Raw genomic sequence first — 23353 nt, forward strand, 5'->3', positions numbered from 1 at the left:
GTAAAACTCTACGCAGCAGGAAGTATTATTCTAAAAGTGCTTCCCTTGTTTGGTTTGCTTTTAACCTCCAGCTGGCCGTTGTTTTCCTGTACAAAGTCATTTACAATAAGCATTCCTAAGCCTGTGCCTTTTTCATTCAAAGTGCCGGGAGTAGAGAAATGAGCATTTACATCAAATAGTTTTTTTATTTGCTCCTGATCCATTCCCTTGCCGTCATCACTTACTTCAATATGTACATTTTCCTTTTCCTTTATAGCACGCACGTTTATTTCTCCTTCCGAATTAGAAAATTTCACAGCGTTTTGAAGCAAGTTTCTAAGTATAATCTCGAGGTGGTTTGGATCCGCTAGCACTTTTAGGCCTGGCTCCATTTCTATCTGAAAGTTTATTCTTTTTTGCTCAATTGCATTGGTAAACTCTGCTCGTAGCTCCATTGCAAGAGGCTTTATTAATACGGCCTTTGGTCTTGTTTTTAGATTTGTAAATTGTGATTTAGTCCAGGTAAGCAGGTTATCTACGGTGCCTTTGGTATTTTCTACTGTATCTTTTACCTTTCTAGTCAATTCACGCAGATCTTCATCTTCATTCATTTCATGATCTAAAATCTCAAGGAGTTGAAGAGTTTGATTGAATGGTTGTTTAAGATCATGAGTCAAAATAGAAAGTAGTTTATCCTTTCCTTCATTTAGTTGCCTTAAGGCTTGATTAGTATTATTGAGTTCCTCACTTTTTGCGTTGAGTAACTTTTGCTTTCCTTCTATAATTTGCTGCGAATGATGTTTTCTGCGTAAACTTTTTAGCAGAATAAGTAGAATAATGAGGGCCAGTATAAATGCAGTGCCTATGCCTATCATCACTATTCTATCCTGCTTTATTACAGATTGTTGAAATGAATTTTTTGCTTTTAGTAACTCAGCCTCTTGACTTTGAATTTTATTCTGGGTTAATAGTATCCGCTCATGAATATTTATCTTGGCGAGAGTGTCTTTGTAGGCATAATATGTTTTATAAGCTTGTAAAGCTTCTTTAGGAAAGTTGTTTGATTCTAAGGCCTGACCAAGTATTAGAGCGATATCCTTGTGCAGCAATTGGGATTTTATCGTGTCAGCATATTTTTGTGCAATTTCAGCGTATTCCAGTGCCGCTTGATTTTTACCTGAACTTAGCATTATGGAAGATAAGTGGCCATATTGTTTAGCAATCTCCACCGGCTCGCCAAATTCAATTGCCTTCCCTAAAGCTTCTTTTTGAAAAGAAATGGCTTTTGTATGGTTACCATAATTAGCATGCACCTGTGCTAATAGTTCCAATGATTTAGATTGTTCGAGCAGGTCTCCATACTCTTTTGCTTGATTTAGCGCCAGTTGTGCATACTTGCGGGCCTCTTCATCCTGACCCTCAATTAGGAGTAACTCCGCATTTACATTTTTTATCGCAAAAAGTAACTCATACGCACTATCCTGAATAGCATTGTGCTCAGCTTTGTTCAAGTATTCTTGAGTATTAATAAAGTCACCCAAGTCCATAAAGGTTTGAGAAGTATTATAATATAGGTACGCTAAATTATAATGTAACCACTCACTATTCTTAGGAAGGTAGTCCTCAGCACTTTTATAATAATTAAGCCCTTTTTCAAAAAATCCCATTTCAGTGTATACGTTGCCAAAATTCATATTGGCATCTGATAGATCACTGGAATCACCAATTTTTTGGTATATGTCATAACTTACATGAAGATATTCCAACGCCTCATCTAGTCGATACTGATAAAATAGGGTGGACGATAGTCCTGTGTAGGCATACGCTATATAGAAGCTATCATTTTTAAGCAATGATTCGTTCATCAATTCACAAGCATAATAGCGTGAGCTATCAATGTTTTTGTAAACCCAATCTTCCATTTTAATTGTTAATTCAAGCAAAGTGTCCTCGGTTGATGTGGTATCATCAAAATTTTGCTGCCCGGCACAGGGGATAAGATGTGCCGTAGCAAGAAGAAGGAGCAAAAAGTATCTAATGTTCACGTTACTGCAAGATAGAGTTTGTTAGTTTTTAACCTTCCTAATGTAGGCTGAGTATAAGTTGAGTAACACAAATAACGGAAATTTAAATATGATCACTTGCGGTAAACATCAGAATGCAGGTTTCTGCCTGTTTTAATGTGCACGTAGATCACTTATCAATCTCGTGAAACCAAAGAGGGGAAGGATGATTTATGCTCTGGCCTTGCTCTTGTAGTATTGAGTAAGAATCAACACTATTACAGCACACGACATCATTATGGTAATCATTGGTAATTCTGTGCCATCAAAGAAAAAGCTAATTAAAGCTGAGGCTACAGCTCCGGAAAACATTCTTAGACTGCCGATAAGAGCAGATGCAACACCTGCATTTTTGGTAAACGGCTCAAGTGCCAATGCGGTGGTATTGGGATTGAGAAATCCGAGAAAAAATAAGAATAAAAAAAGTAGAGTTAGTAGGAGTGGCGCATTAAGTATGTTGGAGAAATGAGCAAAGGTTAAAACACATCCCACCAGAAATAAAATAACCGCAGTAATATTTGAAATACTCTCTGTGCTGCGCTTCCTTAGCCATGCCCGGTTCACTTGACTACCGGCAATAAAACCAAAAGCATTTAGTCCAAATATCCATCCAAACTCGGTTTCCGAAAATCCATAAATTTCCATTAATACAAAAGGAGAACCTGTGATATACGTAAACATACCAGCCATGGTAACACTACCAGCCATTGAAAATGTAAGGAACTCTCTATTTTTAAGAACTTCAAAGTAACCTTTTGCAACCTTTCCTGGCTTTAGAGATACCGTTGGGTCAAACTCTTTTGTTTCAGCCAAGCCGCGGTAAACTAATAGAATCAAAACTGCCGAAATAGCACTTAATATGATAAAAATGTATTTCCAGCCAAAAGCGCTGGTTACATATCCACCAATGGTGGGAGCAATTATTGGTGCTATTCCCATTACAAGTAGAAGGGTAGAAAACACACGAGCCGTTTCATTTACAGGAAAAATATCTCTTACAATTGCACGGCTTGCCACCATACCTACACATCCACCAAGTGCTAGTATAAGCCTGAGGGCTATTAGCCAGTCTATGCTTGGTGAAAGAGCACAACCTAAAGCAGCCACAAGGTATATGAAAAGACCTATTAATAATGGCTTTTTTCTTCCATATCTATCTACGAGTGGACCATAGATTAATTGCCCCACAGAAATTCCTATAAAATAGCTGGTAAGTGTCAGACCAACACTGGCCACGTCAGTATTTAGGTCTTTGGCTATGGCCGAGAAACCAGGCAAATACATATCAATAGAAAATGGCCCTAAGGCAGCAATAGCTCCTAAAATGAGAATGATAATGTATTGCTGTCGTTTGGTCACCTGAATTTTCCGCTTTTTAGCTAAGGGGCAAATGTATTAGTAACCTAAAGTGTACCTTCCAGTTTTCAATACGATTTGTTTATACGCTACAATCACAAATATCTATTTGTGTGAGGCAGACCTAACGCTTTAGAGGTTTGAGAAGGTCTTCAAGACCATTTATTTTAATTACATGCATAGTTTGCAAGAGCATTCCTAGCTTACCGTCAGGGTAGCCTTTAGCATCAAACCATTCAAGGTAACTTACGGGCAAATCGCAGAGAATTCGCCCTTTATATTTTCCAAAAGGCATCTGCATCTTTACAAGATCTTTGAGTAATTGGGGGTTGAGGCCGTTTTCCTGCATGCTTAGATTTCTTATTTGCAAAGAAAACTAATTGCACACGTTAGCACCACGCATCGCAGTTTATTATGCAATTTTTAGTTTGGCACTAAGTTTTGACTGTTCTAGCTGTTGCGTTATTTTTCGATATAAAGCATCTTGATTAATTGGCTTAGACAAGTAGTCATTCATACCAATATCCATCACACGTGATTTTGTACTTTCCATTGTGTCCGCTGTCACAGCAATGATTGGGATAGTTTTTAAATCATTTCCAACTACCCCGTTTCTAATATTGGTGGTGGCTTCATATCCGTCCATTACGGGCATTTGAAGATCCATTAAAATAATATCAAAATTGCTGCTCTTAAGAATTTCTAAAGCTTGTTTTCCATCATTCACTACTTCTACAATAGTATTGCTCCAACAGCTAAGTAATTTCTTGATGATCATTTGATTTATAGGGTTATCTTCTACCACAAGCACGCGCGCATTCTTCAAATCATATGGACTATCAGGTAGACTTATTGATGATTTTGGTGCAGCTTTTACCTGATATGGAAGGAAGATAGTGCACTGTGTTCCTTGGTTTGGCTCGCTTTCAATTGCGATAGTTCCTTGGTGTAGATCAACTAATTCTTTTACGAGAGAAAGCCCAAGGCCCAAACCTCCGTAATTACGCTTATCATCGCTTTCTACCTGAGTAAAGCTTCTAAATACAGCCTTTTGTTTAACCTTATCAATCCCTACACCAGTGTCTGTAATGGTGAATTTTAGTTGGCCGTTTTCTTTATCAAGCGGAATGTAATCCATGTCAAAACGGACGCTTCCTTTAGATGTGAATTTAATGGCATTGTTGAGTACATTATTTAAAATTTGAGTTAGCCTTTCGGAGTCACCAATTGCAATATTTGGAGCCTTTTCATCTATATTATACTCAAAATTGAGGCCTTTATTTTTGGCCTGACTAACGATGCTTTTGATTATATCATTTGCCACATCAACAGGGGCAAAGTCTTCACGACTTAACTTCAGTTCACCTTTCTCAATTTTATTAAAATCTAGAATGTCGTTTACACAAGAAAGTAATCCTACCGAGGCATACTTTACTACCTCAAAATTTTCAATTACTTTCTTATCTGTACTTTCCCTAATCATAAAATCAGAAACACCCATTATGGCATTGAGAGGAGTCCTTAATTCATGACTCATATTACTCATAAAGTAAGACTTCAAGTCATTCATATCTTGAAGATGTTGCAAAGCGGTGTTTTGAATTTCCTCTTTTTCTCGTCTTAGATTTCTAATGCGATTGATCATTGAAATAGAGAGGAAGATCACCTCTAAACCGGTTCCGAATTTTGTTGAGTTGGTGGTGATAAAGTTGGTAGGTAGGATACCAAAATTATTTAAAATAAAAACCACAAAACCGGCAACAAAAAAGGTAATACCCAAGCTAAAGAATGGATCCACTTTAACATTCTTGCCGCTAAGGGCAAATACAGAACCTAATATGAGTAATATTGAAATCAATCCCAGAGCATTGGCCATAGGATAGCTGAGCTGAAGCGCTAGGGGAGAAATAGATAAGCCTACTAGCGTAAGGGCTTGGAGGGCAATTATTACATTAAATATTTTGGAAACAACTTTGAGATTAGACTTAAGTTCCAGAAAGTGCTCAGCATACTTTATTAAGAAGAAATTGGCAATAAGGGCTAGAGAAATAACTGCTCGGCTATTTACCCAACCTCCTGAAGGGAGTAAATACTGGAAAAGGAAGCCATCAAGGCTAAATTGCAAAAGCCCAATAAACAGGACATAAAGTCCATAATACATAAAGGTCCTTTCTTTAAGACTAATGAAAAAGAACAAGTAGAAGATACTTGCAAAAATTAGCATTCCATAAAATAATCCATAAAACACTTGCTCTGTGCTCGCATTTTGTATGAATGACTCCGTATCATAAAGCTTTAATGGAATGCTGATAACCTCACCATCACTAGATAAATGGAGGTAGGCCTGAAGTTCTGCATTTGGGGGTAACTCTAAGTGAAAGATGCTTTTGTGATCCGCAAAATCTCTTTCATCAAATGGAATTTGATCACCGGAAACTCGTTTCTCAATCTTGCCATTTTTACCAACTAGGTAAAGATCCACAATATCAGTAAGTGGACGGGCCGTTTCAAAGTAATAGTCCTTATATCGATCAGTAGGGTTTGAGATAGGAAATTTTAGCCAATAGTGATGATTTGTAAAGCCCAGATCTTCATTAGAGCCAGTAAGGGCGCGAAAGGGTAATTCGTCTTGTATTTTAAGAAAGTGAGAAAAAGAATAGTCATTGTCTTCAACATCCGCTATTTGAGCTTGAGAGGATAAATCAAGGATATTAGGTTCAGCTTGGGAAGCTTTAGCCAAATAGCTTGTAAGCAAAAGTAGGGGTAAAAGCACCCAGTTACGCATTGTGATTTTGGAGTAGTAGTTATTCATTGCGTTGTGTTAAGGATATTCCTTAAAAGGATAAATAAGTACGTGGGCTTTTAAATTTGAATTAATGGTAAAAGCATTTATTCCACCCCTACTTATTAAAGTCGAAATTAGTAATAATCCTACATTATATAAGAAGGATGTTAGTGTGAAGTGCTTGAAAATGAAGTGTTAGTTGGATTTTTAAAGAATTTTCACTTCTGTGTTTCAGGATAGTATATTCGTTTTTTAAAAGAACTTTAAAAACCCAACATATTGATTTAGAGTCTCAAATGATTGGGGTTTTTTTTAATTGACCCTAGCATTGGTGAAATGCAGGTTTTATTCGATAAGAAGCACGAAAGTTTAGATGAGTGAATGGCTAGTTTTTGTAAGAATCTATGTCAATTACACCTTCAGATAGGGTTTTAAAGCTGCCGATTAGCCGAATTTTTTCTTGAATTAGTTCGCCTTTAAAGGTTCCTCCACGCTTACTAAGTTGATTAGCTATCATATCTGCCTTATTCAATTTCTTTCCCCAAAAAGGAAAAAGAGCAGCATGAGACGAGCCTGTTGCAGGATCTTCTAATTGATGAACATGAGGAACTAATGTTCGACTCACAAAATCAACTTTATCTCCAGGAGCTGTGACAGCGTAACCAAATACATCACTTTCTCTGAGTTTAGAAAAGTTTGGATTCATTTCACGAACACGCTTTTCCGTATCCGTCAAAATTATGTGCTTATTCCCCGTGGGGTAAAAACCAAGAATGGGAATTCCTAGTCCTTTTTTAATAGCATTGGGAACGGGCTCTTCGGGCAGAGTATGGATTTGTTCAATGATAAGAACTCCAGAAAATTGATCAATTGCTTCAGCCTCAACGCTTCCCGTCTTATAATTGAGCTTAATCTCTTTCTCACCAGTGAGATTATGAACGTAAGCCATAGCAGCCATTGATCCGTGACCGCATAAGCCTATTTCTGCATCTGGTGCAAACCATCGTACATTATATTCATCATCTTTTTGTGTTTTCCAAAGGAATGTGGTTGCAGGCTGCAATTGATCGGCAGCAATACGTTGCATCGTGTCGTCACTTAATTCTTTATCGAGAAACAGCACTGTAGATGTATTTCCAATGAAACCCATCTTTGGGTTATCGAAAACCTGAAAAAGTTGAAAGGGGAGTAAAGCCACAACTAAAAATATTAAGGGAGTAAAACTATTGAACTTAGCTTTTAATGCTTGGCTTCAATTCTTCATCAATCACCTTTTGGAGAACGTTTTTAGGTAATGCTCCTTTTTGCATCATAGGTTGTCCTTCCATTGGAATGAATAGGATGGAGGGTATGCTTTGAATACCAAAAGCTGCGGCCAGTTCTTGTTCTGCTTCCGTGTCTACTTTATAAATAACCACCTCTTCGTTTTCATCACTAAGCTGCTCAAAAAGAGGAGCTACCGCTTTACACGGCCCACACCAGTCTGCATAAAAATCGATAATGGCTGGCTTGTCTCCATGAAAAGTCCAGTCTTTATGTTTGGTGTAATCAAATACTTTGGCTTTAAATTCTTCTGTAGTTAATTGTACTGTAGGCATGTGATGCGTTTTATATTTAAGCACAAAGGTAGGCGTCAATATTGGTGAACAAGGTCATCCAGGTTACATAATTCTTTAAGGGTCTTTCTCATAATTTTTGGTGGGTTGTAGAAAAGGATTACCTTTGTAAGTGATTACTCACTATTGAAATGACAGAAAAGCAAGAGAAAATATTGGAAGCAGCATTGCAACTTTTTGCTGAGCAGGGGTATGCAGCAACTTCCACAAGTAAAGTAGCCAAGGTAGCTGGCGTTTCTGAAGGTTTGATTTTTAGACACTTTAAAAATAAGGAAGGTCTACTTGAGGCTATTTTTGAAACGGTAGCTGAAAGGACAAAAGCAATTTTTGCAGATATAGTATTGTCAACTGACCCGGAGGAGGTGATTAGTAAAGCACTGGAGATGCCATTTATGATTGATCCTGGTGAATATAGGGTTTGGAGACTCACATATGCTATGAAATGGCAGGTTCAAAATTACAGCAGAGAAAAGGTAGAACCTTTGAAATTAGCTGTAAAAAATGCTTTTGACAAGCTTGGCTACGAAAACCCTGATGCAGAAAGTGAATTGATCTTGATGCAACTCGATGGAGCGGCTACAGCTATTTTGTTGCACGAACCAGATAATAAAATGGAGATTTTAAAATGCTTGAAGGCAAAGTATAATCTCTAAATTTTTGACAGAATAGTGAGTAATTAATCACTTATAAAACGAAAGAAAAATAATGGAAATTGATAAATCAAAGCCAGTGATGGTAACCGGAGCTAATGGTTATGTAGCAAGTTGGTTGGTGAAAAAATTGCTCGATGAGGGCATTACCGTCCATGCTGCTGTACGGAATCCTAACAAAAAAGATAAGTACCAGCATCTGGATAATTTAGCTGCTAATGCCCCCGGTAGGATAAAATATTTCAAAACTGATTTATTGGAAGAAGGCTCTTATGCAGAGGCAATGGAAGGATGCGAACTGGTGTATCACACGGCCTCACCTTATATTTTAAACGTTAAGAATCCACAAAAAGAGCTTATTGACCCTGCTTTAAAAGGTACACAGAATGTATTGAATCAAGCCAGTAAAACTCCTTCGGTAAAAAGGGTAGTGGTGACTGGTAGTTGCGCTGCGATATATACTGATGCTATAGACTGCAAGTCAGCTCCTAATGGCACTCTTACGGAAGAAGTTTGGAATACCAGTTCTTCGTTGGATTATCAGCCGTATTCTTATTCAAAAACCTTGGCCGAAAAAGAGGCCTGGAAAATTGCGGATGGCCAAAATCAGTGGGACTTAGTTGTTATAAATCCTAGCGGTGTTTTTGGTCCAGCATTGAGCATGAATACAGACTCTGAGAGTATTAGCATTTTGAAGCAATTTGCCGATGGTGCCTTAAAAATGGGAGCACCTAAGGTAGGTATTGGTTTAGTAGATGTTCGCGACTTAGCAGAGGCACATTACCTTGCTGGCTATACACCAGCTGCAAATGGGCGAAACATTATTTCTGGTCACAATACAAATTTTCTTGAAATGGGCCTCGCCCTTCAGGAGAGGTATGGAAGTAGTTACCCAATTCCTAAGTCTGCTCTACCAAAATGGTTACTGATGATTATCGGTCCAATAGTAAATAAGGCACTGTCGAGGAGATTCATCAAAAATAATGTGAACATAGAATGGAAGGCAGATAATTCTAAGAGTAAAAAAGAGCTTGGAGTGAAATACAGACCTTTAGAACAAACCATGGAGGACTCTTTTCAATTTTTAATTGAAAGTGGTTTAACTTCTAAAAAGTAATGGTCGCGTTTGCAAGTATATTTAAGTCTTTAAAGAAAAATCAAAATGAATTTTTACGATTTAGAAGCTTTGACACCAAGCGGCAAGCCCATAAAAATGAGTGACTACAAAGGTAAGGTTGTACTTATTGTAAATACAGCAACTCAATGTGGTTTAACCCCTCAGTTTGAAGGTTTGGAAAAACTACACCAACAATACAAAGGTCAAGGGCTGGTTGTATTAGGTTTCCCCTGTAATCAGTTTGGCGGGCAAGAACCTTTGAGTAATGATGAAATGGAAAGTACCTGTCAGGTGAATCACGGGGTGAGTTTTCAGCTTACTGAAAAGGTGGACGTGAATGGCCCTGGTACTCACCCAGTTTTCAAATATTTGAAGAGTAAGTTTTGGTCAATTTTGGGAAGAAGTATCAAATGGAATTTTACCAAATTTTTGGTTGGACCAGATGGAAAGCCCTACCAAAGATATGCTCCTACCACCAAGCCAGAAAAGCTAGAAAAAGACATTTTGAAATTATTAAAAACAACAAAAGCTACAGCATGAAAGTAATAGTTACAGGGGCAAGCGGAATGGTTGGTAAGGGTGTTTTACTGGAATGTTTAGATCACCCTAAAGTTGTGGAAGTGTTGTCCATAGGAAGAAGAACCTTGGACTTAACCCATCCAAAACTGAAGCAAATAGAACACAAAGATTTTTCGGAGTTTGAATCTATAGCAGATCAGCTTACCGGCTATGATGCCTGTTACGCCTGTATGGGTGTTAGTTCGGCAGGAATGAAAGAGGAGCAATACAGAACAATGACTTATGATTATACCATGGCTCTGGCAAATGTGTTGTATGGTTTAAACGCAAAAATGACCTTCATATATGTTTCTGGCCAAGGAACAGACTCTTCGGAAAAAGGAAGGATTATGTGGGCTCGGATAAAGGGTAAAACGGAGAATGATATTTTTAAATTAGGATTCAAACAAGCTTATGCGTTTCGACCCGGAGCCATTATTCCAATGCGAGGTGTAGAGTCTAGTAGTAAGCTTTATAACTTTCTAATTAAGAGTTTAGGTTGGCTCATTAAGCTGATGAAGAAAATATCACCAAACTCCATTGTTAACACCCAGCAAATTGGGGTAGCTATGATAAATGCAAGCATCGCAGGGTTTGATAAAGAGATAATTGGGCCAAAGGAAATCTTAATGTTAGCTGAGTAATAATTTTTAAATAACGAACCCGACACACCACATTATGATAGTAACCAAAAACTTTAACCTATTACGGATAATTCGTTTTGCCGGACATCACTTCATATGGCTTATTCCATTGGTAATAGGAGTTGCACTTATACAAGAATATTCAGGCTGGGAATGGGTAAAAGTGCCGTTTCAACCCATAAGCTTAGTGGGTACAGCTGTAGCGTTCTATTTAGGTTTTAAAAATAATCAGAGCTATGATAGACTTTGGGAGGCACGTAAGGTATGGGGAGCCGTGGTAAACACAAGTAGAGCTTGGGCTAGTAATGTCAAACATTTTGTTACCGATCAGCATACCGATAATGATGTGGCTGATGCTGAGCTAAATCAATATCGAAAGACTCTAATTTACAGACACCTGGCTTGGTTATATGCCTTGCGTAGTCAATTGTTAATACCTACAGAGTGGGAGCATGTTAGTCAAAAAGGTATGGTAGGAAAATATGCCAATATGCGAATACAGAAGTATGGTTTAGGACAAATTACCGATGAAATAACCAGGGCTGAGCTCCATACTTTTTTGGATGCTGAGGAATATGAAAATTTGAAAAAGTTTAAAAATATGAGCACTCAGATTATTGATAAGCAAGCCGAAAACTTGAAGCTACTGCGGAAAGAAAATTTAATTGATGACTTTAAACTGGCACAGCTACAAACCTTGCTAAATGAATTATACATCCATCAAGGTAAGTTGGAGCGAATAAAGAAGTTTCCTCTGCCAAGACAATATGGGAGCATAAGCTTCATTTTTGTTGGAATTTTTATCGTTCTGCTACCATTTGGTATGATTCCACTTTTTCACGGTATGGGAGCCTGGGGCTTGTTTCTATCAATTCCTCTTACTGCACTGGTAGCCTGGGTTTATTTGGTTATGGAGCTTGTGGGTGATTATTCCGAAAACCCGTTTGAAGGTTCAGCCAATGATATTCCGATGTATTCGCTTTGTAGAACTATTGAAATAGACTTGCGTGAAATGCTAGGAGAAACGGATCTGCCTCCGGCCATTGAAGCCAAAAATGGAATTTTAATGTAATTCACCATTATAGATATAAATACAGTGAGAATAATTAAGATGATTTTAAAAACACTTTTAGTCCTTTTAATTGTGGGTGGTGTTGCAGTGGCTGCATACCTCAAAATGAATCCACAGTTTGGAGGAAGTATTTCAAAAGCGGAAAAAAAACAGTTTTCAAAATCTCAGCAATGGGATGGTGAAAAGTTTGTGAATCAGAAGGAAACGCTGATGGATCTTGGCATTAAAGAAATGCCGGGATTATTAAAAAAACAGTTTACAGGTAGAGAAAATAGAGGACCAAAAGAAAAATTACCACTTATAAAATTTGATAGGAAAACCTGGGATGCTGATACCACAAGTTTTCAATTTATATGGTTTGGGCATTCGGTAGGATTGATGAAAATGGCGGGAAAAAACATATTAATTGACCCGATGTTTGGCGCAGATGCTTCGCCTATAGGGCCGTTCAGAACCAATAGATATACCGACAGCACCCTTTATGTGATAGATCAATTGCCCGAAATTGATGCAGTTTTGATCACACACGATCACTACGATCATTTGGACTATGACAGCTTTAAGAAACTAAAAGGAAAAGTCGGTCATTATTATGTTCCACTTGGAGTTAAGCGTCATTTGCTGAGATGGGATATTGCCGATGAGGATATTACAGAATTTGACTGGTGGGAGTCTGCTAATCTAGATGAAGTAAAAATGACTTTTGTGCCTTCACGCCACTTTTCAGGCAGGGGACTGACCGACAGAGCAGAAAGCCTTTGGGGCGGTTGGACATTTATAAGCACTAAACATAGAGTGTATTGGAGTGGAGATGGTGGCTATGACACCCATTTTAAAGAAATAGGAGAAAGGTTAGGGCCCTTTGACTGGGCATTTTTAGAGTGCGGCCAATACAACAAACTGTGGCATCATATCCACATGTATCCTGAAGAAAGTGTGCAGGCTGCGATTGATGTAAAAGCCAAAACAAGTATTCCCATACATTGGGGAGCATTTACTTTGGCACTGCATGATTGGAGAGATCCAGTGCAAAGGTTTGGGGAAGAGGCGAAAGCAAAAGGAGTACATATTGCAATGCCAGAATTAGGAGAGGTGATTAGGTTTCAAGGAAAAGAAGAAAACGGTTTTTGGTGGGAAGGTTTTGAGTAGAATTCAAAATATTATGTAAACTGAAAAAGGCCGATAGTCATCAAACTATCGGCCTTTTTCAGTTCTAAAAATTATTCAACACTATCTAGAAAGGTATCCACCATCTACAGGGTAGTACGATCCACAAACAAAAGATGCTTTTTCGCTGGCCAGCCATAGAACTAGTTCCGCTACCTCTTCCGGTTTTCCCAAGCGGCCGATCGGATGAAGTCCAGCTAGCTGATTTAATTGCTCCTGAGGTAAGTTTTCATCTAGAAGTGGTGTTTTAATAAAACCTGGGCCAATTGCGTTTACACGTATTCCTTTACTAGAATATTCTAAAGCTGCATTCTTTGTAAGTCCAACCACCCCATGCTTTGCCGCCACATAAGCTGAACTTTGCTCAAAACCTACTTGGCCAAGTATAGAAGCAATATTTACAATGGCTCCGCCTCCTGCTTTTTGCATGGCGGGAATTTGGTATCGCATTCCATAAAATACTCCAGAAAGGTTTACACCAATTACTTTGTCCCAACTTTCAATTGGATATTCACCAACTGGAGCTTGGGCTCCTCCAATGCCCGCATTATTCACGGCAATATGTACATCAGCAAAGGCTTTTTGAGCTTCACCTACTATTCTTTCATTGTCTTCAGCGCTACCTGAGTCTGCTTTTACAAAAATAGCTTCCGCACCTTTGTCTTTGACAGCTTGCAATACACGTTGCCCGCCCTCCTCGTCAACATCTGTGAGTACAAGTCGTGTACCATTTTCAGCGAATAGAAGTGCAATGCTTTCACCAATACCAGAACCGGCACCAGTTACAATTGCCGTTTTATCTTTTAATAAACTCATGTTTTTGAATGTTTATAGTGTTATTACTGAGTGAAAATATTTATAAATGTAAGGTTATTCTGTAAGTGTAAAAAGTAGGGTGATAGCTATATTGGTGCACCTTATGTTCTCTTCAGGTTGAACTATAAATTCAACCAGAGACTCTGATTAGATCCTCGATTGAGAAGGGTGGATTCAGTAATGCTAGTCCGAAATATCTACTTGAATTCCTTTAAACCTAACGGTGAAAATTTGAGTATAAATTTGTTCAATGGTGTAATCATTGGTTTGAAGGTTAAACTCAGATAGAATTTGGGTAAGCATAGTTTTGTGAATAAAGCACTCCAGATCTACATCTATCCAAAACATTATATTTCCCTGAGCTTTCCCTTTCTTTAAAAGGCGCTTTACTTCGTTATAAATAGAATCCTCCAAAACCTCCATCAGGTAATTAAAATGCATGGAGTGATACTTTCTTAGATCATTAAAAAATGCCAAATTAAAATTGAGCATGTAATGGAACAAGTCGTTGTAAATCCTCAGAATCTGATCGGCAGGAGATAGAAGGGGATCATGTGTTTTAGGTACTATCTTTCGAATTTCACTCTCTATTTCTGCCATGCATTGCTCAAGGATTTCATCCTTAGATATAGGCAAGTTCATCTTTTCGCGAGCGGCATTTATAATATCCTGTTTGGACACTGCACGAATACCATTTTTCGAAAAGAGTTTTAAAGCTGTAGCTGCTATTTCCATTGTAAAATGCTCTTTGTTTTTTCTTTTAAAACGCAGAAGCTTTGCGCCAATGGCCCGCTGCTCCTGCGATTGTCTAAACCAAACCTCACAAATCCTAAATTTTATTACCAGACAAATTCCGGTTCTTCTTCTTCTTTCTCTTGGCTGGTGAGTTGAGCTTCTTTGAGCGATTCCTCTACTTCAGAATTATGCTCCATCGGTGATTCATCTAATTCAATCACCAACTCTTTATCCCAACCAAACTTGGCCAACACTCTATCCATTAGGTAATATATTACCGGAACTACAATAAGAGTGAGGAACATGGAGCTGGTAAGTCCACCGATAAGTACCCAAGCTAGTCCGTTTTTCCACTCTGCCCCAGGGCCATCAGCCAGGGCAATTGGTAACATTCCTATGGCCATGGCCAATGTGGTCATAAGGATAGGACGGATACGTGTTTGCGTAGCTTTCATCAAAGCTTGTTTTACTTCAAGCCCAGCAGCTTTTAGCTGATTAGTAAAGTCGACTACCAGAATCGCATTCTTGGCCACAAGACCGATGAGCATAATCATACCAAGTATGGAGAAAATACTCAATGAACTATTGGTAAGAGCCAGTGCAAGTAGTGCTCCTATCACCGCTAGGGGAAGGGAGAACATTACCACAAAAGGATAAGCATAACTATCATAAAGTGCCACCATAATGAGGTATACCAAGGCAAGTGAAGCGAAGAGTGCAAAAAACAAGCTACCGAAAGCTTCGCCTTGTTGTTCCAGCTGTCCTCCCATTTGGTAAGATACACCTGCTGGTAAATCCATTCCAGCCATCATTTGATCAACTTCGGTACCAACCGTACCCACCGGGCGACCAATAACCTGAGCCTTTACGGTAACGGTACTTGATTTATCCAAACGTTCCAATTTTGACGGACCGGCACCATCAACCACTTTGGCAAATTGCCCAAGTCTAATTACCTCTCCACGGTTATTTATAAAAGATAGGTTGCGAATATCATTGGCACTGGCACGATCAAATTCATCTAATTGAATAGTAATGTCATATTCATTTTCGCCATCGCGGAATTTGGTGTCTTGTGTTCCACTAAAGGCGGTTTGCATACTTCCTCCAACAACTTCCAGAGATAATCCAAGTTCGGCCATCTTATCGCGATCAACTTCTACTTTTACTTCCGGATTACCCTCATCTACACTAGTTTCAATTTGGGCTGTACCCTCAATAGCTCCAATGTCGGCCATTACTTTTTTGGAGTAAGTCAGCAAAGTGTCAAGCTCTGATCCGCTAAGAATTACCTGAATAGGGGCGTCATCAGCGGTACCCATTATACTTACCGGAATAGATTTTATTTTTCCTCCAGGAATGGTTTCTTCAAGGGCAATTTTTATCTCGCGAGCTAATACTTCCGAACTAACGTTTCTCTTATCTTTTTCTACCAACTTTACACTTACCTGGGCTTTATAAGGCTCGCTGGTGCTGGCGGACATGGCTCCATTACCTTGACCAACGGTGGTGTTGATAGATTCTACTTCAGGATATTGACTGATGAAACGCTCAATTTTACGGGTTGCAAAATTGGTGTTCTCCAGAGTAGATTTTTTTGGCATTTCCAGCTCTATGATAAATTCACCACGATCACCGGAGGCGACAAATTCGCTACCGATAAAACCGAATCCTACCAAAGCAAATGAAGAGAAGAAAAGAACAAGCGTGCTCACCAAAACTATAGCCTTATGGTTAAAAGACCATTCCAAGGCATTGGACATTCCCTTTTCAAACGAGTTTACAATTCCTTCAAAACCGTTTACCACTTTTCCGATAAGGCTGGTTTCTTTGATGTGCTCTACTTTGGCAAAACGTGAAGCCAACAATGGAATTACTGTAAATGCAACCAGTAAACTCAAGGCTGTACTTACGGCCACAGTTCCTGAAAACTGAAGAAGCAAATCTCCCACAGTACCACCGGTAAGGGCAATAGGCAAGAACACCGCGATAATTACGAGAGTAATAGAAACTACGGTTGTTCCAATTTCACGAACTCCATCATAAGCAGCTTGAAATTTGGATTTACCCATTTCCAGGTGACGGTATATATTTTCTATCACCACAATGGCATCATCAACCAAAATACCTACTACAAGGGATAGTGCGAGCAGCGACATAAGGTTTAGCGAAAAGCCAAATAAATACATGGCAGTAAGCGTAGCGATGATAGACATCGGTACCGAAACCATTACAATAATTGCCGTACGGAAACTGTGCAAAAACAGCAGCATGATAAGGGCTACCAGCACAATGGCTATCATAAGGTCATGCATTACACCATTGGCAGCTTCTAGCGTAAACTCAGAACTATCAGAAGCAACTTTAAAGTCAATTCCATTTTTAGCATAAAGCTCTGAAAGACTCGCCATTTCCTTGTAAGCCAATTCACTAATCTCTACTGCATTGGCATCACTTTGCTTTTGGATGGTTAGTCCGATAGAATTTTCACCATCAATGCGGCTATAAATCTCAGCGTCTTTCTTTGTGTCCTCTACATCAGCCACATCGGATAAATGAACTACAGATCCGTCCTGATCTCGAACAATCACCAAGTCCTTCATTTGATCTACCGAAGAGTATTTTCCGCTAAGGCGAATGGTAGTTTGCTTACCACCGTCTTTTATTTTTCCTGTAGGAAAATCAAGGTTTGCATTATTTATAGCTTGGCTCACCTGAAGAATACTTAGATTATAACCACTAAGTTTTTCTTCGTTTACGTTTACCCGAACTTCGCGTTCCTGACCACCCAAAATGTTTACCTGAGCTACACCGGGAAGCTTTGAAAGGGCAGGGGCGATCTTATTGTCAACCAAGTCATAAAGCTCAGTAGGCGATAAATTTCCCGATACACCGAGTCGCATAATAGGAAGGTCGCTGAAGTCAAATTTACCAAGTGAAGGTGTTTCTACATCTTCGGGTAAATCATTTATCATGGAGTTGATTTTTCGCTGTGCTTCCTGTAAAGAAACATCAACGTCCATCGACTGCTCTAGTTCAATTACTACAGAAGAAACACTTTCCATAGAGGTAGATGTAATCTTCTTAATTCCCTCCATCGAAGACACCGCGTCTTCAATATTTTTGGTCACAGAATTTTCTACCTCATAAGGTGATGCACCAGGGTAAATGGTAGTAACAGATACCACCGGACGAGTGATTTTTGGTATCAGTTCGTAGTTAAGCTTTGTGTAGCTAAAAGCTCCCAAGGCTAGTAGTATGGTGAAAATCACCACTACCATGGTAGGTCGCTTTATGGATGTTTTTACAATTTGCATTGAATGTTATTTTATCGGTTATCGAGCCTTATTTACTTGCAGAAAGATTGGTGTCATCATTAGCATTCAAGGTTTTTACCTTGGTGCCATCTTTCAGGTTTATTTGGCCGTTTACTACCACTTCATCACCTTCTTTTAATCCAGCTACTACCTGGATTTCATTGTCCAATATGTCGCCAATAGCGATGTCAATTAGCTTTGCTTTACCATCCTGAACTATAAAAACTTGCGGTTCTTTTATACTTCCTGCCAAAGCCTCACGACTGATATACAAACCTTCACCTGCATTAGTGAATTCAAAATGTGCTTTGCCAAACATCCCGGCTTTAAGAGGATTTTCATCACTGTTTTTCATCAATAGCTCAATATCATATTTAAGGCTATTGTCAGCTTTAGCAGCTATAGCAGTTACCTTGGCGGTAAAAGCTTTGGATGGATAAATATCACTGGTCACCTTCACTTCATCTCCTTCATGAATGCTTAAAACATGGCTTCCAGTAACCTTCACATTTAGCTTTAGCTGGCTTACATCTACTATGTCGTACAGTTTTCCTTTGCGGGAAATATTAGAACCTTCCTGGATATAATCTTCGTTTATGGTTCCGGTAGCCGTTGCTCTGATGTAAGTATCCTCAAGACGTTTCTTGGCACTTTTGTACTGCGCTTCCGCATTGGCTGTGGCCACATTTATATCCTCTAGCTGGCGCTCAGTCACAGCATCCTTTTCGGCTAATTTTGTAAAACGATTAAAGTCTGTTTTCAACTTTTCGTAATTAGCTTTTGTGGCGGTAACTTCTGCTTGCAAAAGTTCGTTTTCCACCTCTGCCAAAAGCTCACCTTTTTTTACAAAGTCACCTTTTTTGTGATAGATCTTTAAAACCAAACCTTCTGTCTCGGCAAGCATCGTAAGGTCTGTGTAAGCTTCAAAAGTTCCAATATTAGTTACATGGCTTTCGAGCTTTTTGCTGGTTACTGTTCCAAGTTCTACAGGAATGTAATCACTCACCTTTTCGGCAAGCTTGGCGGTTTCCGCCATCTGTTTTTTATTGTCTGATAGTTTCCAGGCCACTAATCCTATAGAAGCGATTACTACAACGGCTATTATTACTTTTTTCATTATTTGTGGTGTTACCCTTTCGGGGAAATATTTAAGTTTAGACGATTATGAGTTTGATAATTGGCGAAGCTGACCTTGAGCTCTAAGTAAATCCAGCTCGGCTTTTTTGAATTTTAATATCTCACGGATATAGTTGATTTGGGATTCTCTCCATGAAGTTTCGGCATCCAGCAAATCCGTTAATGAACCTACTTGCTCAGCGTATAACTCTTGGGTTTGATCATATACTTCCTGAGCCAAATCTTTGTTTTCGCGTTGTGCCTCTACAGATTTCATGCTGTTTAGCAATTGCTCACGGGCATTTTGATATTCCATCGATTTTCCTCGCTCTGCATATAGCAAGTCCAGTTGTGTTTTTTCAATATCAATTTTGGCTTGTTGTACCTGGTGATGACGTTGTAATCCACTGAAAAGTGGAACATTGAGTTGCACACCAATTACGGTTTGTTGAAACCAGGACTGGCTGTCATCAAAAAAGTTAAATTCATTTCGCTGTGCATTCCAACTTTGTTGACCAAATGCTGCCAAAGAAGGGTAGTTGCCCGCCTGAAGGCTTTTCTTGTTCAGCACATTCAATTCATATTGTTTGTCCAAAAGCTGAATCTCAATGGGAATTTCCTTTTCGTATTGAAGTGTAGAAAGATTGATTTCTTCAATGTCTTCACCTTTGATAAGCGAAATGTTTTGCTCCATAGACATTCCCATCAGTAATTTCAGGTAGTTTTTGGATTGCTCTTCAGCGGTTTTTAAAGTTTGAAGGTTCGTCTCAATGTTAATCCGGTTTACCTTCAAACGGTTATAATCCGTTTTGGTGATCAGGTCATTTTCCTGTTGCACTTTCATTATTTTTTCTACCTCATTCAGGCGGTCTACGTTTGCCTGTAGCGCATTTATAGAAGCTTGTATTTCAAGCACCTGATAATAAGCTGTAGAAACCTGGTAGATTACATCTTCTTCTGTTTGGATTTTTAGCAACTCATATAATTGCTCAGAAGCATTGGCGGCTTGTAAACCTGTGAAAAATTGCTGGTTATAAAGTAATTGAGACGCCTCAATGGTTCCGGTTGCATTGAACTTTGTACCAAATTGCACCGGAATTTGTGTTCCTGGCTGCCCTACAATTTCACCTGGTAGGAGTTGGGTTGGGAGGTTGGGGAAGTTTTGAAATTGACCATTGGCATTTACCTGTGGCAATCCGGTTCCTCTAACTTCAGACACCAAATGGTCTGCTTGTTTTTTATCCAAAATTGATTTTTGGATATCTATGCTGTTTTTTAATGCGTAGTCTAAAGACTGCTTTAGCGTAAAGCTGTTGTCAGTCTGACCCTTCACAGCAAATGGGATCGAGACTATTAGTGCCATTAGGGCACTGATGACGGTTTTTCTCATGTGAATTTTTGGTTTCAAATGTTTTGATATAATTGTTTAGTTCGGTTTTTAAAGAACTAATTAGGTAAAAAAATTAGGAGCGCGATTGCTCCCAAGCTTTATAAAGATTAGGTAACTCCTTATTCATATACCGGATAAAGTCCACGATATCGGCTAGGTTTTTATTGAATTCAACTGTATTCCCAGGGCGTTGCTTAAGTATTTCGTCAAAGATATCAGCAATGTGATTCATGGTCGAAAACTTGCTTTTAATATCCTCTTTCCAGTTAGTGATTTTGCTCCTGAAGTAGCGTTTGCGGTCACCAGTTTTTGTTATGTACTCTAGCCTCTGTGTAGTAAGGAGCAAGTTTATAGCATTGCTAGTAGCACTTTTGCTTAGCTGCAATGTTTCTCTTATTTGATCAAAGGTCAATTCCGTCTTTGGTGATACAAGCAGGAGGGCTATCACTCTTGAAACAGCTGGCTGAAGTCCTTCGTGTTCATGCATCACACCAAGGCGCTCTATGAGCTCTTTCTGTTGATCTGTTAATTGAATTGCGTTTTCCATTACTGTTAAATTATGGAGCAAAGATATAAATACTTTTTAGTTCTGCAATTACAGAACTAAAAATACTTTCAATAGTTTTTAGATTTGGGAACTAGTCCGTGGGCTGTATAATGGAGAGAATATTTCCGGCTGGATCCTTAAACCAAGCAATAGAAGGGCCGTTTTCACTTCGGGAAATACCTTTACTATCCTGATTAAATCCGTCATAGCGTTCAAAAGTAATACCCCTAGTACTTAATTGGGCTACCGCCTCTTCAATGTTTTCAACAGGAAAATTGAGAATTGTGAATGTTGCAGGCTGGTGGTTTTCTTTAGGATATATAATTACTGGATTTCCATTACCAACATGTAATTCAAGTAACCCCATTACGCCATCCATTACTTTCAGCTGCAGTTTGTCACCATAAAATTCTCGGGCTTTATTAATATCAGAAACTGAAAATCCGCTAAAGGCTCTGTTGTTATCAATCATAGTTTTTAATTTATGATACTTTTCTTTCGCACAAAATACATATCTAATTTACCCTTTCCCTTGGCTTCAATTTTTCCTCTATGCTCAAACTCGAGTTCGGGCACATCTTTGATGATCTCATAAGTAACCTCCGAAATGTTGACCTTTCCTACCTCACAGGAGCTCTCCATTCTAGCTGCGGTGTTTACGGTATCACCCCAAATATCATATTGGAATTTCTTCACACCTACAATTCCGGCAACCACCGGCCCGGTATGAATTCCTATCCGCATACTGAACAGGTTTAAAATATGTGTATCGCTGTATTGCTGTCTTTTTTCCTTTACAATGTCTTGCATTTCCAAAGCAGCGAGAACTACATTTTTTACAGAGTTTGGATTTGGAACAGGCACACCACCAGCCGCCATGTATGCATCACCAATGGTTTTTATTTTTTCGATTTTGTATTTAGAAACTACATTGTCAAATGCCTTGAAATAATAATTGATTTCATTCACGAGCTCTTTGGCCGTTAGTTTTTCGGAAAGCTCAGTAAAAGCCACAAAATCTGTAAACAACACAGACACTTGGTTAAAATCACGTGCTTCAGATTTCCCCTGCTCTTTAAGTTCTTCGGCTATTTCATAGGGGAGAATGTTAAGAAGCAGTTTTTCGCTTCTATCTTTTTCCTTTGATATTTTTCGCTTTTGCAAAATGGCAACCAATAGAAAAATAATTACAGATACAAAGCCAGCAATAACCAGATTTCGGACAACCTTCTGCTTTTCTAAATCTAAAGATTGTAGCTCTTGATCCTTTTTTAAGAGGTTTATTTCGTTTTGCTTTTTTTCTATTTGGAAATTGAAGAGTTGATTGGAAAGGAGTTTTTGAGTTTCAATGTTGTAAAGGGAATCCTTTACATTAACCATAAGGGTTTGGTATTTATAAGCACTGTCATACCTATTAGAAGCGAAGTAAGCTTGACCTAAGCCTAAATAAGAGAGCTCCAAAAATTTAAGATAGTTAGTTTCTTTGGCGAGAATTATGGCTTCTCTATAAAGATTAATTGCCTTGCGATAATCTTTTAAATCGAAATATACTTCCGCCTTTGCAACTAGAGCGGTGGTTTTGTTTGGTTTTGCATTTAGTAGGTCAGCAGTTTCTAGAGCCTCATCTAATGTTTTTAAAGCTTTTGAATATTCTCCTTGTTTGGTGTATACTTTCCCAATTTCAATCATGGTAAATACAGTACCATCAGTCCCCTGCATTGCATTCAAAGAGCGAGTGTAATACTCTAAAGCAAGATCATAGTTTTTTCGGGTGAAGTAAACGATTCCAATATTAAGGGAAGAGTTTGCAATAGCATCGCTGGCGCCAATTTTTTCACTAAGTTCCAATGCCCTGCTTAAGTATTCCAGAGCCTTGTCGAGAGTTGCTGATTTATCAATATATACCGCTCCAATGTTGGTTAGAGCAGTTACTATTCTTAGTGTATCCTTTAATTCTTCGGATATTTTAAGAGATTTGAGGTAATAATCTAGAGCTCGGTTATACTCGCCTTCATTATAATAGATGGCTCCGATGTTACTTTGGATGTTAGCTACACCAATTCTATCATTTATAGAGTCAAATACAGACAATGATTTTTGCCAACTTGATAATGCATCCACATATTCTCCTTGGTAGTAATAAGCAATTCCTACATTCTTTAAAGCATAGGCAGTACCTTTCCTATATCCTATTTTATGTGCCAATTTCTTGGCATTCTCAGCAACGATAATTGCCTTTTCTGGAGCTGAGCTAAAGTAAACACTACTAAGTTCAAGCATCTTGTTCACCTTCAGAGTGTCCTCTGGCAAGGTGTGCACGTGGGCTCGGAGGCTGTCAATTTCATTGCCTTGCGCACTTACTGATAAATTCAACAAAAGGATAAGTAAAATTGGCAGTACGTGTCTCAGCATATTTTATAAATAT

Annotated in this window: 20 protein-coding genes; 6 read left to right on the forward strand and 14 right to left on the reverse strand. The window is 38.7% G+C overall.

Annotated features, from left to right (window positions below):
• Window positions 1–8 precede the first annotated feature (8 nt).
• The 6 genes from OWEHO_RS02175 to trxA all read right to left on the reverse strand — a co-directional run bounded on the left by OWEHO_RS02175 (window position 9) and on the right by trxA (window position 7781).
• On the reverse strand, window positions 9–2024 hold the full coding sequence (locus tag OWEHO_RS02175) for an ATP-binding protein (RefSeq protein WP_014200817.1): 2016 nt from the start codon (window positions 2022–2024) through the stop codon (window positions 9–11).
• Between the two features lie 189 nt (window positions 2025–2213).
• On the reverse strand, window positions 2214–3401 hold the full coding sequence (locus tag OWEHO_RS02180; RefSeq protein ID WP_014200818.1) for a multidrug effflux MFS transporter: 1188 nt from the start codon (window positions 3399–3401) through the stop codon (window positions 2214–2216).
• 121 nt (window positions 3402–3522) lie between these two features.
• Entirely contained in the window at window positions 3523–3747 is a 225-nt protein-coding gene (locus tag OWEHO_RS02185) for a DUF3820 family protein (protein ID WP_014200819.1), read from the reverse strand.
• Window positions 3748–3810: 63 nt separating this feature from the next.
• Window positions 3811–6210: a hybrid sensor histidine kinase/response regulator gene (locus OWEHO_RS02190; protein WP_052301071.1), complete on the reverse strand. Its 2400-nt coding sequence runs from the start codon at window positions 6208–6210 to the stop codon at window positions 3811–3813.
• A 358-nt stretch (window positions 6211–6568) separates the two neighbouring features.
• Window positions 6569–7381, reverse strand: a complete 813-nt coding sequence (locus tag OWEHO_RS02195) for a PhzF family phenazine biosynthesis protein (RefSeq protein ID WP_223252709.1) — start codon at window positions 7379–7381, stop codon at window positions 6569–6571.
• A gap of 34 nt (window positions 7382–7415) precedes the next feature.
• Entirely contained in the window at window positions 7416–7781 is a 366-nt protein-coding gene (gene trxA, locus OWEHO_RS02200) for a thioredoxin (RefSeq protein ID WP_014200822.1), read from the reverse strand.
• Between the two features lie 149 nt (window positions 7782–7930).
• On the opposite strand from trxA, the gene OWEHO_RS17685 reads away from it, so the two are divergent.
• The 6 genes from OWEHO_RS17685 to OWEHO_RS02230 are packed head-to-tail and all read left to right on the forward strand — an operon-like array spanning window position 7931 to window position 12989.
• A complete protein-coding gene (locus tag OWEHO_RS17685) occupies window positions 7931–8452 on the forward strand; it encodes a TetR/AcrR family transcriptional regulator (RefSeq protein WP_014200823.1) in 522 nt (173 codons plus the stop codon).
• Between the two features lie 52 nt (window positions 8453–8504).
• Window positions 8505–9566 (forward strand): NAD-dependent epimerase/dehydratase family protein, encoded by a 1062-nt coding sequence (locus tag OWEHO_RS02210; protein WP_014200824.1) that lies wholly within the window; start codon window positions 8505–8507, stop codon window positions 9564–9566.
• A gap of 45 nt (window positions 9567–9611) precedes the next feature.
• A complete protein-coding gene (locus OWEHO_RS02215; RefSeq protein ID WP_014200825.1) occupies window positions 9612–10106 on the forward strand; it encodes a glutathione peroxidase in 495 nt (164 codons plus the stop codon).
• Complete coding sequence (locus OWEHO_RS02220; protein WP_014200826.1) at window positions 10103–10768, forward strand: NAD-dependent epimerase/dehydratase family protein; 666 nt, start codon at window positions 10103–10105, stop codon at window positions 10766–10768. The genes OWEHO_RS02215 and OWEHO_RS02220 overlap by 4 nt, the downstream gene beginning before the upstream one ends.
• Before the next feature lie 34 nt (window positions 10769–10802).
• Window positions 10803–11840, forward strand: coding sequence for a bestrophin family protein (locus tag OWEHO_RS02225; protein ID WP_014200827.1), 1038 nt, complete (start codon window positions 10803–10805; stop codon window positions 11838–11840).
• A 39-nt stretch (window positions 11841–11879) separates the two neighbouring features.
• On the forward strand, window positions 11880–12989 hold the full coding sequence (locus OWEHO_RS02230) for an MBL fold metallo-hydrolase (protein ID WP_014200828.1): 1110 nt from the start codon (window positions 11880–11882) through the stop codon (window positions 12987–12989).
• 81 nt (window positions 12990–13070) lie between these two features.
• Here OWEHO_RS02230 and OWEHO_RS02235 read toward each other — a convergent pair whose 3' ends face one another.
• The 8 genes from OWEHO_RS02235 to OWEHO_RS02270 all read right to left on the reverse strand — a co-directional run bounded on the left by OWEHO_RS02235 (window position 13071) and on the right by OWEHO_RS02270 (window position 23340).
• The gene (locus OWEHO_RS02235; RefSeq protein WP_014200829.1) at window positions 13071–13823 is read right to left on the reverse strand and encodes an SDR family NAD(P)-dependent oxidoreductase; all 753 of its coding nucleotides are present in this window, start codon (window positions 13821–13823) and stop codon (window positions 13071–13073) included.
• A gap of 183 nt (window positions 13824–14006) precedes the next feature.
• Window positions 14007–14558, reverse strand: coding sequence for a TetR/AcrR family transcriptional regulator (locus tag OWEHO_RS02240; RefSeq protein WP_041627372.1), 552 nt, complete (start codon window positions 14556–14558; stop codon window positions 14007–14009).
• A 104-nt stretch (window positions 14559–14662) separates the two neighbouring features.
• Complete coding sequence (locus tag OWEHO_RS02245) at window positions 14663–17875, reverse strand: efflux RND transporter permease subunit (protein ID WP_014200831.1); 3213 nt, start codon at window positions 17873–17875, stop codon at window positions 14663–14665.
• A 28-nt stretch (window positions 17876–17903) separates the two neighbouring features.
• Window positions 17904–18992, reverse strand: a complete 1089-nt coding sequence (locus OWEHO_RS02250) for an efflux RND transporter periplasmic adaptor subunit (RefSeq protein WP_014200832.1) — start codon at window positions 18990–18992, stop codon at window positions 17904–17906.
• A 45-nt stretch (window positions 18993–19037) separates the two neighbouring features.
• The gene (locus OWEHO_RS02255) at window positions 19038–20381 is read right to left on the reverse strand and encodes a TolC family protein (RefSeq protein ID WP_014200833.1); all 1344 of its coding nucleotides are present in this window, start codon (window positions 20379–20381) and stop codon (window positions 19038–19040) included.
• A 73-nt stretch (window positions 20382–20454) separates the two neighbouring features.
• Window positions 20455–20928: a GbsR/MarR family transcriptional regulator gene (locus tag OWEHO_RS02260; RefSeq protein ID WP_014200834.1), complete on the reverse strand. Its 474-nt coding sequence runs from the start codon at window positions 20926–20928 to the stop codon at window positions 20455–20457.
• A gap of 91 nt (window positions 20929–21019) precedes the next feature.
• Window positions 21020–21400 (reverse strand): VOC family protein, encoded by a 381-nt coding sequence (locus tag OWEHO_RS02265; protein WP_014200835.1) that lies wholly within the window; start codon window positions 21398–21400, stop codon window positions 21020–21022.
• A gap of 5 nt (window positions 21401–21405) precedes the next feature.
• On the reverse strand, window positions 21406–23340 hold the full coding sequence (locus OWEHO_RS02270) for an adenylate/guanylate cyclase domain-containing protein (RefSeq protein WP_014200836.1): 1935 nt from the start codon (window positions 23338–23340) through the stop codon (window positions 21406–21408).
• Between the last annotated feature and the right edge of the window lie 13 nt (window positions 23341–23353).

Source organism: Owenweeksia hongkongensis DSM 17368 (assembly GCF_000236705.1).
In the GTDB taxonomy this organism is placed as follows: domain Bacteria; phylum Bacteroidota; class Bacteroidia; order Flavobacteriales; family Schleiferiaceae; genus Owenweeksia; species Owenweeksia hongkongensis.

Bases quoted from the DNA above. Each gene is read 5' to 3' on its own strand.
- OWEHO_RS02240 (WP_041627372.1), bottom strand. From the start codon at position 14,558: ATGGAAATAGCAGCTACAGCTTTAAAACTCTTTTCGAAAAATGGTATT.
- OWEHO_RS02260 (WP_014200834.1), bottom strand. From the start codon at position 20,928: ATGGAAAACGCAATTCAATTAACAGATCAACAGAAAGAGCTCATAGAG.
- OWEHO_RS02245 (WP_014200831.1), bottom strand. From the start codon at position 17,875: ATGCAAATTGTAAAAACATCCATAAAGCGACCTACCATGGTAGTGGTG.
- OWEHO_RS02265 (WP_014200835.1), bottom strand. From the start codon at position 21,400: ATGATTGATAACAACAGAGCCTTTAGCGGATTTTCAGTTTCTGATATT.
- OWEHO_RS02220 (WP_014200826.1), top strand. From the start codon at position 10,103: ATGAAAGTAATAGTTACAGGGGCAAGCGGAATGGTTGGTAAGGGTGTT.
- OWEHO_RS02185 (WP_014200819.1), bottom strand. From the start codon at position 3,747: ATGCAGGAAAACGGCCTCAACCCCCAATTACTCAAAGATCTTGTAAAG.
- OWEHO_RS02190 (WP_052301071.1), bottom strand. From the start codon at position 6,210: ATGAATAACTACTACTCCAAAATCACAATGCGTAACTGGGTGCTTTTA.
- trxA (WP_014200822.1), bottom strand. From the start codon at position 7,781: ATGCCTACAGTACAATTAACTACAGAAGAATTTAAAGCCAAAGTATTT.
- OWEHO_RS02215 (WP_014200825.1), top strand. From the start codon at position 9,612: ATGAATTTTTACGATTTAGAAGCTTTGACACCAAGCGGCAAGCCCATA.
- OWEHO_RS02230 (WP_014200828.1), top strand. From the start codon at position 11,880: ATGATTTTAAAAACACTTTTAGTCCTTTTAATTGTGGGTGGTGTTGCA.
- OWEHO_RS02270 (WP_014200836.1), bottom strand. From the start codon at position 23,340: ATGCTGAGACACGTACTGCCAATTTTACTTATCCTTTTGTTGAATTTA.
- OWEHO_RS02250 (WP_014200832.1), bottom strand. From the start codon at position 18,992: ATGAAAAAAGTAATAATAGCCGTTGTAGTAATCGCTTCTATAGGATTA.
- OWEHO_RS02210 (WP_014200824.1), top strand. From the start codon at position 8,505: ATGGAAATTGATAAATCAAAGCCAGTGATGGTAACCGGAGCTAATGGT.
- OWEHO_RS02225 (WP_014200827.1), top strand. From the start codon at position 10,803: ATGATAGTAACCAAAAACTTTAACCTATTACGGATAATTCGTTTTGCC.
- OWEHO_RS02255 (WP_014200833.1), bottom strand. From the start codon at position 20,381: ATGAGAAAAACCGTCATCAGTGCCCTAATGGCACTAATAGTCTCGATC.
- OWEHO_RS17685 (WP_014200823.1), top strand. From the start codon at position 7,931: ATGACAGAAAAGCAAGAGAAAATATTGGAAGCAGCATTGCAACTTTTT.
- OWEHO_RS02235 (WP_014200829.1), bottom strand. From the start codon at position 13,823: ATGAGTTTATTAAAAGATAAAACGGCAATTGTAACTGGTGCCGGTTCT.